This window comes from Streptomyces sp. NPDC006283, assembly GCF_040613325.1.
In the GTDB taxonomy this organism is placed as follows: domain Bacteria; phylum Actinomycetota; class Actinomycetes; order Streptomycetales; family Streptomycetaceae; genus Streptomyces.
The window spans coordinates 1-13696 of record NZ_JBEXRZ010000202.1 but is presented as its reverse complement, the minus strand read 5'-3'; the positions used below and the strand labels follow the sequence as shown (position 1 = coordinate 13696).

Genomic DNA, 13696 nt, shown 5'->3' with positions numbered 1-13696 from the left:
AACCGCCACCACCGGCGTCTGGACGCCCTGACCCGCAGTGCCTGCGCCGCTGTCCGCGGCCCGGGCCCGCCCCGGCCGCGGACAGCGCCCCCGGACTTCCGCTCCGCCCCCGCGCGTTCATCCCACATGTGAAGAGTGAAGAAATGCCATAGGGGACATTCGGGTGGCAAACCGCCCGTACTGCAACTGCCCCGGGCCCGGCAGCAGTCCTCGTCACCAGTTGCCCGACAACTGAGGAGGCACCCATGACCGGTTGGCACGTTTCCACCATGACCGCACCCGGCACGCCGTCGATCGCCGACCCCTACCGCTTCCCCGGCGCCCTCGACGACCCGGCGCCGGCCTGCGACCACGGCACCTTCGAACCCGGCGACTACCTCCTGGCCGCACCCGCCCCCGAGCAGCGCGTGCCCCTGCCGCTGGAACCCTGCGACCGGCGCCGCCTGGACCTGCACGCCGCCCTGACCACCGCGGGCATCGCACCCCTGCCCGGCGACCTCGCCGCCATCGAAGCCCTGTGCGCCCTCGACGACACCACCCACGCCGCGCTCCAGCGATGGATCACCCGCACCCCGTGACCGGCCGCCGGCCACCGCGCACCGACCCGGGCGGCCGGGCCCGCATCCGGCCGCCCCCACCCCACCCGCAGGGCGTAACGTTCCCCCATGCCCCAGCTCCAACGCCTGCGCCCCGACCACGCCCCCGCACTCCTGGCCTTCGAGCGGGACAACCGCGCCTACTTCGCCGCACACGTCCCCGACCGCGGCGACGACTACTTCACCCACTTCGACGCACGCCACCGCGACCTGCTCGCCGAACAGGCCGCCGGTATCTGCCACTTCCACCTCGTCGTCGACGACACCGGCGCCATACTGGGCCGCGTCAACCTCGTCGACGTGGCCGACCACAGCGCCGAACTCGGCTACCGCATCGCAGAGAAGGCCGCCGGCCAGGGCCTGGCCACCAGTGCCGTCCGCCGGCTGTGCACGCTCGCCGCCGCCCAGTACGGCCTGACCACCCTGCGCGCGGCCACCACCCTCGACAACGCCGCCTCCCAAGCCGTCCTGGCCCGCATCGGATTCACCGAGACCGGCACCACCCTCCTCAGCGGCCTCCCCGGCCTCACCTACACCCTCCGTCTGGCCCCGCCCGCGCCGACCGGGTGAGAGCCCCGACCCGCCGCGGCCCGTCCCCGCGACCGGTGCCCGAGCGCCCCTAAGGTGCGCCCATGGACCCGCACGACCCTCTCGACGACGACCTGGACGGCCTGAGCCGCGACGAACTGGCCGCCGAAGTGCGCAGACTGCGCACCGCCATCCGCGTGCACAGGGACAGCTCCGGACACGACCTGTGCTGGCACCACCCCCAACTGTGGTCCCTGCTGCCCGAACCCCTCGAGCCCGACGTCGCGGTGCCGCCCTGGCCGCGCTTCCTGCGCGGCTGCGTCCGCTACCGCGAGGCGCTGGACCGGGAACTGCCCGACGCGCCCGTCGACGACCGCGAGTACGAGGGCCCGCGCCCCCACCGGCCCTGAGGCCCCCGCCCACCCGCCGTGCACGACACGGAGGTTCAGCCGAGCTCCAGGCTGGTGACCCCGAACAGACCCGCCCGGTCGACCTCGGGCACCGGCCCGCTGTACATCCTGGCCGCCTCGAACGTGGGGGAGAGGCCGAGCTCGGCCACCAGTTCCATGGCCAGCCCGTTGCAGTCGGGGACGTCGACCGCCACCGCCGCCCCCTGCCCCTCCGCCGCGAGAGCGTGCACCAGCGCCGCCGCGACCTGCTTGTCGGCCGCGTACAGAGGCCCGATACGTGAGGCGCCGCTGCACGGGCGCACGACACCGAACCCGCGCATCTCGCCGTCGCGCACAGCGGCCACCGCCCTGCGGCCGGGCAGGCCGACCCAGGCCGCGAGGAAGGCGTGACGGGCCTGCGGGAAGAACCTCCGGTCGTAGGCCGCCAGCCGCCCGAACGACAGGGAACGGCCGTCGACGAGCGAGACCCCCTCCGGCAGTGCCCCTGCCCCGCCGCCCGCTGCCGGCACCCCCTCGAACCGGACGTTGTTCCACGCACGGACGAACCCCGACCTGCGGTAGTTCTCCTGCTGGTCCACCACGCCGTCGAGCCCGACGGTGCGGCCCTGAAGACGGTCCATGCCCGCCTGCCACAGCCGCATCCCGTAGCCCCGGCCGCGCACCGCGGGGCGGGTGATGTAGAAGCCGATGAACCCGAAACCGGTGCCGTAGCGCACGGCCGAGATGCAGCCGACCGGCTCGCCGTCCAGACGGCCGATCAAGAAGCCCTCCGGATCGGCCACGGCGAAGGCCCAGCGGTCGGAGTCGCCCGGGTTCCACCCTTCCTCGTCGGCCCAGTCCCGCATGAGCCCGATCTCCCGGGCGCTCGCGCTCCGGATCTCGAATTCCGCCATTGCTGTCCTTCCCGCGGATCCGGCCTCTTCCACCGTCCGGCACCTCGCGGTCCGGCGCTCGAGAAGACCGTCTCAGCACGCGAGCCCCCTCCGAAAGATCGACACCGGCCAACTCGCCAACAGTGCGCCCGTTGTGTGTTCGGCCGCTACGGAATGTGCGTTCGGGATAGGGTGGCCGCGGAGGTGGTCCCGGTGTCCCAGGAGCAGGGCAAGCTGTTCGCGTCGGTCGACGCCCTGCTGGAGCAGGCCGCCGCGCAGGAGGATCTGCCGGACCCCGCCGAACGCAAACGGCTGCGCGAAGCAAGCGGCCTCAGCCAGGACCAGATCGCCCGCGCCCTGTCGGTACGGCGCGAGACCGTCACCAGCTGGGAAGCCGGCCGCACCGAGCCCCGCCCGCCCAAACGCGCAGCCTACGTGCGCCTCCTGGAAGGCCTCGCTGCCCGCCACCCCGCACCGGCACCCGCACCGGAACCGCCCGCCGCCCCCGCACCGGCAGCACCCCCGCCCCGCAGCCCTCGACAGCAGCCCGCCGCACCCCAGACGCCCGCCCCCGCGCCCACGACACACAGCTCCACCAGGAAACAGCCCTCCGCCCCGCCGTCCGCCGACCCCCGGTTCGCGAACGGCCCTCTCGGCGTCCTGGACGGCGACGGACAGCTGTACTGCGCCGACGGCCTCGTACTGGACTGCCCCGCCACCGACGTTCCCGGACTCGTCGAATGGACCTTGCGCGAGGCGAAACTGGGCGCCCCCCGGCTGCACCCCTCCGGCAAGGACTCCGACCCGCTGATCGTCCTCACCGCCGAAGCCGCCGAACACCTCGGCCTCCCCGCCGCCCTGGCGGACCGGAGGGGCCTGCGCCTGCCCGACGACCACCCGGTCGTCCGCACGATCACCCGCGCGAAGTGGAAACTGACCCGCCGCGGCTTCGGCCCCTGGGCCCGCATCTACCGCCCGGCACACGGCGGTCGGCGCCAGTGCGTCCAGCTCGCCGTCCTGCCCTGGGGCGCCCTGGACGCCCGTTCCTGGCAGGGCGCCGACCGGCTGCCGCCCGCCGACCTCGCCGCCACGCTCGCCACCTACGCCCGGCGGGTCATCACCCCGCGCGGCTCGACCGCCGTGTCCGGCCTGGAGACCATGACCGCCCTGAGGCCGCCGACCCGCGCCGTCAAGGACGACGAGAGCGGCGCCTGGGTCTCCGCCCCGATGCGCGGCTCCCTGACCGAGCCCGTCGACCCGGCCCCGCCGGAAGCCCCCGACGAACACCCCGTCGCCGCCGCCCTGTTCCCGCGCGGCCACCGGCGCGCCCCGGACGAGGTCCTCGCCGAGGAGGCCTGCGACTGGATCCGCGACCCCCAACTGCTCACCGACGCCGAATGCGGCCGCAGTCACGGCGTCGGCATCGACGTCAACACGGCCTTCCTCGCCGCCGCCAACCGCCTGGTCGTCGGCCTCGGCGCCCCCGTCCACGCCGTCGCGCCCGCGTTCGACCCGGCCGTCCCCGGCTCGTGGCTGGTCGACCTGTCCGGCATCGAACTGGACCCGCGCCTGCCCAGCCCGTTCACCCCCGACGGCACCCGCCCCACCGGCCCCGCCTGGTACGCGACACCGACCGTCGCCTACGCCCGCGAACTCGTCGACGCCTTCCGGCTCCCCGCACGGATCGCCCCCGTCGAAGCCTGGCTCCGCCCCGAATCCGGGCCCTACCTCGACCCCTGGTACAAGCGCCTGTCCGAGGCGTACAAAGCCACGATGGCCGACCTCGGCGTCGTGACGGGGATGAGCGACACCGACTTCCTCACCGCCATGGACCGCCACCAGCAGGCCGACCCCGCCCTGGCCGCCGTACTGTCGGCGATCAAGTCGACCGTCAAGGGCGGCATCGGGAAACTCCGCGAACGGCCCCAGGGCGCGTCCCACACCCACGGCGAGCGGTGGCCCGCCCTCGAACGCCCGACCTGGCGCCCCGACATCCGGGCCGCCGTGATCGCCACTGCCCGCGTCAACATGCACCGGAAGATCCTCAAGACCGCCCTCGCGAGCCCGCACACCCCCGCCCCGACCGGGCATCTGCACCTCGCCGAAGAGGCGCTGCTGCCCGTGGCGGTCCTGTCCGACTGCGCGGTCTATCTCGCCGACGGCCCCTCCCCGCCGGACTTCCTCCCGCGCACCCCCGACGGCAGGCCCGCGCCCGGCTCGTTCCGGCTCGGCGTGTCGCCCGGCATGGTCAAACACGAGGGCACCCAGCCGATGCTGACCGTCGTGAAGATGCTCGACGACGGCCACAACCCCGCCCGCCACATCAAGGGCGCCGACGCCGCCGACGAGGGAGAGTAGGCAGACCGCGATGGACACCGTCCAGGGCAGCCTCGAGGAGGCTGCGGCAGCCACCTTCACCCGGCCGCTCCCCAAGACCGCCCGCGCCCAGATGCGCTTCCTCGTCCACCAGGCCAAAGGCAGCACCCGGGCGGTGGCCGGCCTCCTCGGCATCTCCCAGCGCACCGTCGAGCGTTATCTCACCGGCCAGTTCAAACGCCCCCGCCCCGACCTCGCCGCCCGCCTCACCGAAGAGGTCCGCAAACGCTGGCAGCCCAGGGTCCGCGAGCGCGCGAGGCAACAGGCCGCGACCACCGGCGGCCTCGTCATCGAGACACGCGCCCGCTTCGGCTTCACCGCCGCCCCCGGCACCACCGACGACAGCCGCATCCGCCGCATCACCCAGCACCTGCCTCCCCAGTACGCGGCCCGCCTGTTCACCGCCCAGGCCGCGGGCGCCGACGAACAACAACTGCGCGAGATCGCGGCGGAAGGCCTCCAGGACATCTACTTCAAGGACCGCGGCCGCCGCGCCGAGGGCCTCCAGGTGGAGTTCACCGACATCGACTACGTCACCATCGACTACTAAGGCCTGTCCGACAGGTCAGACGACTCGGTGGGTTGCTGCCCGAGATGGGGCCAGGGCGGTGAGGGTTCGGGGGCTGCAGGCCGTGGCTGTGGACGACACGACCTGCGGTACAGGTCAGTCCGCCGCAGACTCAGCCTCTGGCAGCGCCGGATGGTCGGTCGGGTAGAGCCCGGCCGCGAAGCCATACACCACATCGCCTCCGCGCGGCAGTTGTGCGTAGTCGTTGGCGAGCTCCAGGACCCGCGCCCAGAACCCGCGGGCCTGCTCCTGCGGGATCCGGACATGCCGCACGATCGAGGACAGTTGATCTGCCTGGTGCGCCGGGACCGACTCGGCTGCGGCCGTGGCGAGATCGTTGTTGCAGTACGGAGTGACGCCACCGTCGGTCGGGCTGACCGTGCCGACACGGAAGATGCGCGCGGTGCGGCCGTAGAAACGCTCGTCGATGGCCCGCACCCGGCGGGTCCGCACGACCTTCAGCAACTGGGCATCGACCAGGACGCTCACGTGGTGCGCGACCGTGCTCTTCGGGCGGTCGAGTGCGCCGGCCAATTCGCTCACAGTGGCGGCGCGTTCGAGGAGCAGCTCGAGGGTGGCGTTGCGCAATGGGCTGGCCAGCGCGTGGAGCTGGGCCGGGTCTGACACGTCGGTGACGTCGGCGAGATCGTAGTCGGGAAGGGTATTGTTCGGCACCTCTCGATTATTCTAAAGTTTCGGATCATTCGCTACTGGTGAGCAAGGGGTCGGGGCATGACAGAGGTCGTACTGTTCCATCACGCGCAGGGGCTGACCCCCGGAGTCGCCGCTTTCGCCGACGAACTCCGCGCCGCCGGCCACACCGTCCACACGCCCGATCTCTTCGAGGGGCGTACCTTCGGCTCCCTTGAGGAGGGTTCGGGCTACGTCGAGCAGATCGGCTTCGGCGAGATCACCGAGCGCGGCGTCCGCGCTGCCGAGCACCTGCCGCAGGACATCGTCTACGTCGGCTTCTCGCTCGGTGTGCTGCCTGCCCAGAAGCTGGCGCAGACTCGGCCGGGCGCGCGGGGCGCGCTCCTGTTTCACGCCTGTATCCCTGTGTCGGAGTTCGGCGCGGCTTGGCCTGACGGCGTGCCGGTGCAGGTGCATGCGAAGGAAGCCGATCCGTTCTTCGCCGAGGACGTCGATGCTGCTCGCGCGCTCGTCTCCGATTCCGCTGAGGCGGAGATGTTTCTGTATCCCGGAGACCAGCACCTGTTCGCGGACCATTCGCTGCCGTCCTACGACCCGGACGCTGCCAAGCTCCTGACCCAGCGGACGATCGAGTTTCTCGGCTCGCGCTAGGTGTATTGCCCTGTGAGGTTGGCAGCTCAGGCTCTGATCCGGTAGATCGTTTTGTGTGACTCGTGTGCAACTGACGGACGAGGAGCGGGAGTTCATCGAGCCATGACGCGCTACGTCGTCGATGCCAGGACCTTGTTGCACATCGTGTCGACCGGTGTGCAGATCAGACCCGATCACCAGCTTGTCGCGCCGAATCCGGTGCGGTCGCAGGCGCTGTCGCTGCTGTTCGAACAGGTCAGCTGCGGCGACCTCGACGAGGTCGAGGCGTTGCGTATGCACGAGCGCCTGACCGAGGTAAAGATGCGACTGCTGGGCGACCGGGTCTCCCGTCGCACAGCCTGGCGGATCGCCCGGGAACAGGGGTGGGACACTATCGGGGACGCCGAATACCTTGCCGTGACGCGGCTTCAGGCCGATGCGCTGGTCACGATCGATGAGGCATTGGCTCGTCGGGCGGATGGCGTCGTTCCCGTGGCGTCGCTGGATGCTCTGAGTTCCACGTAAGGCGCTCGCAAGCGAGCACTCGGTCCAGCTCGTAACTGGCCTGTCGGACAGGCCCTGGACCTCCGGCTCGCCGTCCCGCGCGGGGCGCTCCTGCTGACACACCCGGCCGGTGCCCCTATCTTTCGCTCGTGAACACCGACGAGCAGGACATGGACGCCACCTCGGCCAACCCCTTGGAACGCCTCACCCTGGACCGGCTCCGCAGGCGCACCAGTATGAAGTGGCGCACCTATCCGCCGGACGTCCTGCCGCTGTGGGTGGCCGAGATGGACGTACCGCTGGCCGGACCGGTCGCCACGGCGATCACCGACGCGGTCGCGCTCGGCGACACCGGATATCCCGCCGGGACCGCCTACGCCGAAGCGCTCGCCGCCTTTGCCGCCAAGAGATGGAACTGGCACGGGCTCGACGTGGAGCGCACGGCGATCGTCCCCGACGTGATGCTCGGCATCGTCGAGGTCCTGAAACTTCTCAGTGGCCCGGGCGACGCCGTGGTCGTCAACAGCCCCGTCTATCCGCCGTTCTACCAGTTCGTCAGCCATATGGGCCGGCGCGTCGTCCAGGCGCCGCTCGGAGCGGACCTGCGCATCGACCTCACCCTCCTCGAGGACACCTTCCGGCAGGTCACCACCGGCGGACGGCGCGCCGCCTATCTGCTGTGCAGCCCGCACAACCCGACCGGCACCGTCCACACCGCCGCCGAACTGGCCGCTGTCGCCGCGCTCGCCGAACAGCACGGCGTACGCGTGGTGGCGGACGAGATCCACGCCCCGGTCGTCGCCCCGGACACCACATTCGTGCCGTACCTGAGCGTGCCGGGCGCGGACAGCGCCTTCTCCCTCGTGTCGGCCTCGAAGGCGTGGAACCTCGCGGGTCTCAAGGCCGCCCTCGCCGTCGCCGGTCCGGCCGCGGCCCAGGATCTCGCCCGGATGCCGGAAGAGGTCAGCCACGGCCCCAGCCACCTCGGCGTCATCGCCCACACCGCCGCACTGCGCGAGGCGACCGGCTGGCTCGACGCCGTCCTCACCGGACTCGACGCCAACCGCCGGCTGCTCGCCGGGCTCCTGGCCGAGCACCTGCCCGGCATCTCCTACCGGCCCGCCGAGGCCACCTACCTGGCGTGGCTCGACTGCCGGCGCCTGGGGCTCGGCGACGACCCCGCCGCCGTCTTCCTCGAACGCGGCAAAGTGGCCCTCACCTCCGGTGTCCCTTTCGGCACCGGCGGCGCCGGGCACGTCCGGCTCAACCTGGCGACCTCGTCCCGCCTGATCACGGAGGCGGTTTGGCGGATGGCCGCCGCCGTCGCGTGACACCTGCCCGCCCCCGGCACCACCGCCCCCGAGGTCACCGACGCCGGGCCGGCACCCGCCGGCCCGGCCGCCGGGTCACCACCGCACAGGCAGCTCCCGCACGCCCCTGATCAGCAGCCCCGGCATCCACCGCAGCGTCGCCGCGTCCGCGTCCAACGCCAGGTCCGGGCAGCGTTCCAGCAGCGAACGCAGTGCGATCCGGCCTTCCAGCCGCGCCAGTGGTGCGCCCAGGCAGTAGTGCAGACCATGACCGAAGGCGATGTGCCCGCGGGCGTCGCGGCGGATGTCGAAGCGGTCCGGCTCCTTGAAGCGCTCGGGGTCACGGTCGGCGTCCGCCATGGCGATCAGGACCGTGGAGCCCGCGGGGACGGTCACCCCGCCCATCTCCACATCCTCCAGCGCCAGACGCTCCGTGCAGGTCTCCACCGGCCCGTCGTAGCGGAGCATCTCCTCGATCGCCCCGTCGAGCAGACCGAAGTCGGCCCGCAGATCGGCCAGTTGGTCCGGGTGCGCGAACAGCGCCCGCATACCGTTGCCGATCAGATTGACGGTGGTCTCGTGTCCGGCGATGAGCAGCAGCACGGACATGCCGATCAGCTCGTCCGGCGAGAGCCGGTCACCGCCCGCGTCGACGGTGTGGATCATCGCGCTGAGCAGATCCTCACCCGGGTCCGCCCGCTTCGCGGCGATCAGTTCGGCGAGATACGCCGGCATCTCCTGGTAGGCCAGCGCCTCCGCCTCGGGACTGGTGCGCGCGACCATCTCGTTGGACCAGCTGCGAAAGGCGTCCCTGTCCAGCTCCGGCACACCCAGCAGCTCGCAGATGACCGTCATGGGCAGCGGGAACGCGAACGACGCGATCAGATCGGCCTGCCGGTTCCCTCCCGCCACCATCTCCTCCAGCAACCCGTCGGCGATCTGCTGGATCCGGGGAGCCAGGGCCTCGATGCGACGCGGTGTGAACTCCTTCGCCACCAGCCGCCGCAGCCGGGTGTGGTCCGGCGGGTCCGACATCAGCATGTGCGCGAGAGCGGGCTGGTTCTGTTCGGTGTTCATGATCTGGCTGATGTCCCCGGACCTGATCCAGTCCCGGCTCAGCCGCGGATCGGTGAAGGCGGCCCGGCACGCCTCGTAGCCGACGACGAGCCACAACTCCGCGCCGTCGGCGTCACGCACACGATGCACCGGCCCCTCGGCACGGAGCCCGGCATAGACGGGATAGGGATCACGAACGAAATCCGCACCGAGCTGCTGCAGATCAACGACAGGCCGAGCCACCATGCTGTTCCCCCAGTTCACGAGCTGAAATGGCACGCTAACCCGGCCGGCGCCGCAACCAACATCGGATTTCGGACAGTTGCACGCCACACCCGGCCCCCCGGCGCGCCTCGTATGCGCTTTTGACCACCGCCCCGCCCGTGTTGGCCGATCCGTCATCGCGGTGACACCCGGCGACCCGCCACGCGTCCACGAGATTCGATGAAGATGATTTGGGCATGTCAATCGAATCGTGTGCCCCACACCACGGTGCCGTCGGCGCGACCAGGAGGAAGCAGTGAAAACCGGAGCCCGGATCCGCAAGACCTCGCTCGTCCTCATCAGCGCCGCCGCACTGGTGGTCGCCACTCCCGGCATCGCCCTCGCCGCCCCGCCCGCCGCCCTGCCCGCCAACGCGGACGCACTGGAGCAGACGTTCCAGCCGGCCTACGACTACGACACGGACGGCTGCTATCCCACCCCGGCCATCGGCCCCGACGGAACCATAGCCCCCGGCCTCAAGACGTCCGGCGCCGTCAACGGCAGCTGCCACGACGCAGGGGACCTCGACAACACCAACGGGTACGCGCGGGCCAAGTGCAACAACGGCTGGTGCGCGGTCATGTACGGGCTCTACTTCGAGAAGGACCAGGCCGTGGCGGGCAGCGGCCTCGGCGGCCACCGCCACGACTGGGAGCACGTCGTGGTGTGGGTGCAGAACAACGAAGCCCGGTACGTCGCCACCTCCGCGCACGGCGACTTCGACATCCACCCCCGTGACCGGATCCGCTGGGACGGAACCCATCCCAAGATCGTCTACCACAAGGACGGTCTGGGCACGCACTGCTTCCGCCCCGCGAACTCCAACGACGAGCCGCCGGAGAACCACTACCGCGGATGGCAGTTCCCCGACCTCGTCGGCTGGAACGGCTACCCCGCCGGCCTGCGCGACAAGCTGAGCCAGGCCGACTTCGGCAGCGCCCACTTCGGCCTCAAGGACGGCAGCTTCGCCCACCACCTCCAAGAGGCCAAGCCCGCAGGCATCCCCTTCGACCCCAACGCCTGACCCGCAGCACCCGACGGCCGACGCCGAAGCGGCCGGTTACCGCCCGGACAACAACCGGCGGCCCGGCCGCTTCACGCCTGGAACTCGGTGAGATCGATGCTGTGGACGTGCAGCGCAAAGCCGTACTCCGGGTGCGCCGTCTCGCGCTCGAGCGCCATGCCCAGCTTGCGGATGACGTTCTGCGAGGCCTCGTCGCCCACCCGGCTGATGCCGACGACACGGTCGAGGCCGCGGTCCTGGAGCGCGAACTCCAGGGTGGCGTGGGCGGCTTCGGACGCGTAGCCCTGCCCCCAGAACTGCGAGCCGAACCGCCAGCCGATCGCCACGGCGGGCAACACCTCCGGCAGGAAGGCGGGCACCGACAGTCCCGTGAATCCGGCCAGTTCGCCGGAGGCCAGCAGCTCGACGGCGAAGAGACCGAAGCCCTCCTCGTCCCACTCCTCCTCCCACTGCTCGATGTCCTCGGCCGTGCGCTCCAGCCCGAGCACCGAGCCGTCGTCGACCCACCGCATGACCCGCGGGTCGGCGTTGATGTCCGCCATCGGGGCGAGGTCGTCGTCGTGCCAGCGACGCAGGAGGAGGCGGGGGGTGCGGATCTCGGTCATGGGCACTCATCCTGCCGGAGGCGCGGGGACTACCGGTAATCGGCGCTGCCCGGCCCCGTGGCCGGCAGGGGACCGGAGACGGAACCCGGCCCATCGGGCCCACGGCCTCCACGCCCTCAGCCTCCGTGCCCTCACGCCCCTCGTTCATTCGCTCGAATCCGCCTCGCCGAGGGCCCCTTGAGAGTCACCCGGACGGACTAGCCCGCAGGGCACGCCCCTTCTCGCGACTGGGCCGTGCACCCATTGGAGTTGCGTCGTCACTGAGCCCATGAGTCCTTGGAAAGCGTGTCCTGCCGGATCTCACCATCAGGAGGAGACATGGGCACTGTTCAGAACGGCCAAACGGCCGAAAGGCTGTCCGTGGTTTTCGCGGTCCGTGTGATCGAGGGCGGCGAGCAAGGGTTCCTGGAGATGTACGAGCAGATGCGGAAATCCGTCGCTCGCACCCCCGGGCACATCGTCGAACGACTGGGAGAGCCGGTCGACGGCTCCCGCCAGTGGGTGATCACCAGCGAGTGGGAGACCCCCGAACACTTCTTCGCCTGGCAGCAGAGCGAGGACCACCAGGCACTGGTGGCTCCGCTCCGCAACTGGGTCGACTCGACGCAGTCGCTGCGGTTCCGGGTCGTCAAGGAGACCGTGGAGGAGAAGTCATGACGCCCACCATCAACGCTTCCGGCCCCGTCGCCGTCCTCGGTCTCGGCACGATGGGCTCCGGCCTGGCCGCACGTCTGCTCGCACAAGGCGTACGAGTGCGGGTCTGGAACCGTACCCCGGAGCGGGCCGAGCCGCTCGCCCGCTCCGGGGCCGTCGCCGCCGACCGCCCCAGCGAAGCCGCCGAGGGCACGAGCGCCGTCATCTGCACGGTCGCCGACGGCGACGCCCTCAAAACCGTGCTGCGCGGCCCGGACGGCGTCCTGGCCAGGGGCACCTACCCCGGTGCGCTGATCTGCGCCAGCACCGTCGCTCCCGAGGAGGTCGTCCGGCTCGCCGGGGACGCGCCCTCCGTCATGGACGTCGGCATGCTCGGCAACCGCGACCACGCCCGCGACGGCGAACTGCGGCTGTTCGTCGGCGGCGAGGAGCGGGTCTTCACCGCCGGCCGGCCGCTGCTGGAGATGCTGGGCAAGGAGGTCGTCCATCTGGGCGCACTCGGTTCCGGCATGCGGATGAAGCTGCTCCTCAACCTCCTCATGGGGATAGAGGTGCAGGCCATGGCCGAGGCCGCCGAACTGGCGGCCGCCTGCGGCCTCGACAAGCGGCTCGTCCTCAGGACGATCGCGGGCAGCGGCTTCGCCTCGCCGGTCATGTCGTTCAAGTCGCGGCGCCTGGCCACCGGGCGTTTCGACGAGCCGGACTTCCGGCTGCGCCTGATGGCGAAGGACCTCATGCTCGCTACGGAGCAGGCGGCCGCGGCAGGCCTGCACCTTCCGCTCACCGCCGCAGCCGCACAGACCCACGCCCGTGCCACCGAGCAGGGGCTCGGCGACGAGGACTGCGCCGCGGTGACCCGCGCAGTCACACCGGAACCGGGAACCCACACATGATCATCGACATCCACGGACATCTGTCCCCGCCGGAGGCGGCCAGACGCTTCCCCATGCCCCCGAGCCTGACCGACGTCGACGGCATGCTCGCGGCCCGCGCCGAGGCCGGGATCGACCTCACCATCATCGGCAGCCCGGTGGGCGCCGGAGCGATGGCGCGGGTCCCGGGCGTGGACAACTACAAGCAGCCGCGTGACCGGCTGCGTGGTTTCCACGCCTGGATGTCGGGTCTGATCTCCCAGTTCCCGGACCAGTTGCGCGGGTACGTCTACGCCAACCCGTTCGGCGACGACGATCACCTGGAAGGGGTGCGGGAGACCCTGGCGGACCCCGCGTTCGTCGGCCTGATCACCACGTCCAGCGTCCACGGCGAGCTGCTCGGCTCGCCGCGGGCGGACTCCTTCTTCGCGCTGGCCGCGGAGGCGGGAGTCCCGGTCCTGGTGCACGCACCGGCCGAACCGGCCGGCACGGAGAAGGTGGACACCATCGGCTTCGTCGAGCAGATCGGCCGGTTCGGCGACGTCACCCTGGGCATGGCCATGATCGCGTTCGCGGGATGGCTGGACAAGTACCCGGACCTGCGGCTGATCGGTGCGACCGGCGGCGGCGCGATGGCGCTGCTGCCGGAGCGCCTGCAGACGGCGGCGAGCCCCCGGCACTGGGGCGGCTGCCGACCCCGGCCGTCGCGTACCTGACCGGCGCGCTCGGCGCAGACCTCGGCGTGATGCTCTCCGCCAGCCACAACGCCATGCCGG

16 protein-coding genes and 1 pseudogene are annotated in these 13696 nt (G+C 71.4%); 13 read left to right on the top strand and 4 right to left on the bottom strand.

Annotated features, from left to right (window positions below; translation table 11 throughout):
• Positions 1 to 245: 245 nt before the first annotated feature.
• The 3 genes from ABZ070_RS29400 (at position 246) to ABZ070_RS29390 (ending at position 1534) form a co-directional block, all read left to right on the top strand.
• Positions 246 to 578, top strand: a complete 333-nt coding sequence (locus ABZ070_RS29400; protein WP_356638373.1) for a hypothetical protein — start codon at positions 246 to 248, stop codon at positions 576 to 578.
• Positions 579 to 665: 87 nt separating this feature from the next.
• Positions 666 to 1166, top strand: coding sequence for a GNAT family N-acetyltransferase (locus tag ABZ070_RS29395; protein ID WP_356638372.1), 501 nt, complete (start codon positions 666 to 668; stop codon positions 1164 to 1166).
• Between the two features lie 62 nt (positions 1167 to 1228).
• Positions 1229 to 1534 carry a hypothetical protein gene (locus tag ABZ070_RS29390; protein ID WP_356638371.1) on the top strand — a complete coding sequence of 102 codons (306 nt, stop codon included), beginning with the start codon at positions 1229 to 1231 and terminating at the stop codon, positions 1532 to 1534.
• A gap of 35 nt (positions 1535 to 1569) precedes the next feature.
• Here ABZ070_RS29390 and ABZ070_RS29385 read toward each other — a convergent pair whose 3' ends face one another.
• Positions 1570 to 2427 carry a GNAT family N-acetyltransferase gene (locus ABZ070_RS29385; protein WP_356638370.1) on the bottom strand — a complete coding sequence of 286 codons (858 nt, stop codon included), beginning with the start codon at positions 2425 to 2427 and terminating at the stop codon, positions 1570 to 1572.
• A gap of 153 nt (positions 2428 to 2580) precedes the next feature.
• On the opposite strand from ABZ070_RS29385, the gene ABZ070_RS29380 reads away from it, so the two are divergent.
• Positions 2581 to 4764, top strand: a complete 2184-nt coding sequence (locus ABZ070_RS29380) for a helix-turn-helix domain-containing protein (protein ID WP_356638369.1) — start codon at positions 2581 to 2583, stop codon at positions 4762 to 4764.
• A 10-nt stretch (positions 4765 to 4774) separates the two neighbouring features.
• On the top strand, positions 4775 to 5332 hold the full coding sequence (locus ABZ070_RS29375) for an XRE family transcriptional regulator (protein WP_356638368.1): 558 nt from the start codon (positions 4775 to 4777) through the stop codon (positions 5330 to 5332).
• Positions 5333 to 5446: 114 nt separating this feature from the next.
• Here the strand turns inward: ABZ070_RS29375 and ABZ070_RS29370 are convergent, their stop codons facing one another.
• The gene (locus ABZ070_RS29370; protein ID WP_356638366.1) at positions 5447 to 6025 is read right to left on the bottom strand and encodes a winged helix-turn-helix domain-containing protein; all 579 of its coding nucleotides are present in this window, start codon (positions 6023 to 6025) and stop codon (positions 5447 to 5449) included.
• A 57-nt stretch (positions 6026 to 6082) separates the two neighbouring features.
• Here ABZ070_RS29370 and ABZ070_RS29365 point away from each other — a divergent pair, with 57 nt between their 5' ends.
• From ABZ070_RS29365 to ABZ070_RS29355, 3 genes are all read left to right on the top strand, one after another.
• Positions 6083 to 6652: a dienelactone hydrolase family protein gene (locus ABZ070_RS29365; RefSeq protein ID WP_356638365.1), complete on the top strand. Its 570-nt coding sequence runs from the start codon at positions 6083 to 6085 to the stop codon at positions 6650 to 6652.
• 102 nt (positions 6653 to 6754) lie between these two features.
• On the top strand, positions 6755 to 7156 hold the full coding sequence (locus ABZ070_RS29360; RefSeq protein WP_356638364.1) for a hypothetical protein: 402 nt from the start codon (positions 6755 to 6757) through the stop codon (positions 7154 to 7156).
• A gap of 149 nt (positions 7157 to 7305) precedes the next feature.
• Positions 7306 to 8466 carry an aminotransferase class I/II-fold pyridoxal phosphate-dependent enzyme gene (locus ABZ070_RS29355; RefSeq protein WP_356638374.1) on the top strand — a complete coding sequence of 387 codons (1161 nt, stop codon included), beginning with the start codon at positions 7306 to 7308 and terminating at the stop codon, positions 8464 to 8466.
• Between the two features lie 75 nt (positions 8467 to 8541).
• Here ABZ070_RS29355 and ABZ070_RS29350 read toward each other — a convergent pair whose 3' ends face one another.
• The gene (locus ABZ070_RS29350) at positions 8542 to 9747 is read right to left on the bottom strand and encodes a cytochrome P450 (RefSeq protein WP_356638363.1); all 1206 of its coding nucleotides are present in this window, start codon (positions 9745 to 9747) and stop codon (positions 8542 to 8544) included.
• 274 nt (positions 9748 to 10021) lie between these two features.
• On the opposite strand from ABZ070_RS29350, the gene ABZ070_RS29345 reads away from it, so the two are divergent.
• The gene (locus ABZ070_RS29345) at positions 10022 to 10789 is read left to right on the top strand and encodes an NPP1 family protein (RefSeq protein WP_356638362.1); all 768 of its coding nucleotides are present in this window, start codon (positions 10022 to 10024) and stop codon (positions 10787 to 10789) included.
• Positions 10790 to 10860: 71 nt separating this feature from the next.
• Here ABZ070_RS29345 and ABZ070_RS29340 read toward each other — a convergent pair whose 3' ends face one another.
• Positions 10861 to 11394 carry a GNAT family N-acetyltransferase gene (locus ABZ070_RS29340; protein ID WP_356638361.1) on the bottom strand — a complete coding sequence of 178 codons (534 nt, stop codon included), beginning with the start codon at positions 11392 to 11394 and terminating at the stop codon, positions 10861 to 10863.
• Positions 11395 to 11712: 318 nt separating this feature from the next.
• Between ABZ070_RS29340 and ABZ070_RS29335 the strand changes: the two genes are divergently transcribed.
• The 4 genes and pseudogenes from ABZ070_RS29335 to ABZ070_RS29320 all read left to right on the top strand — a co-directional run.
• The gene (locus ABZ070_RS29335; protein ID WP_356638360.1) at positions 11713 to 12051 is read left to right on the top strand and encodes an antibiotic biosynthesis monooxygenase family protein; all 339 of its coding nucleotides are present in this window, start codon (positions 11713 to 11715) and stop codon (positions 12049 to 12051) included.
• Positions 12048 to 12941, top strand: coding sequence for an NAD(P)-dependent oxidoreductase (locus ABZ070_RS29330; RefSeq protein ID WP_356638359.1), 894 nt, complete (start codon positions 12048 to 12050; stop codon positions 12939 to 12941). The genes ABZ070_RS29335 and ABZ070_RS29330 overlap by 4 nt, the downstream gene beginning before the upstream one ends.
• Positions 12938 to 13636, top strand: coding sequence for an amidohydrolase family protein (locus ABZ070_RS29325; protein WP_356638358.1), 699 nt, complete (start codon positions 12938 to 12940; stop codon positions 13634 to 13636). Before ABZ070_RS29330 ends, ABZ070_RS29325 begins: the two co-directional genes overlap by 4 nt.
• Positions 13600 to 13696 (top strand): annotated as a pseudogene (locus tag ABZ070_RS29320) (hypothetical protein); the annotation flags it as partial. The gene ABZ070_RS29325 and the pseudogene ABZ070_RS29320, both read left to right, overlap by 37 nt.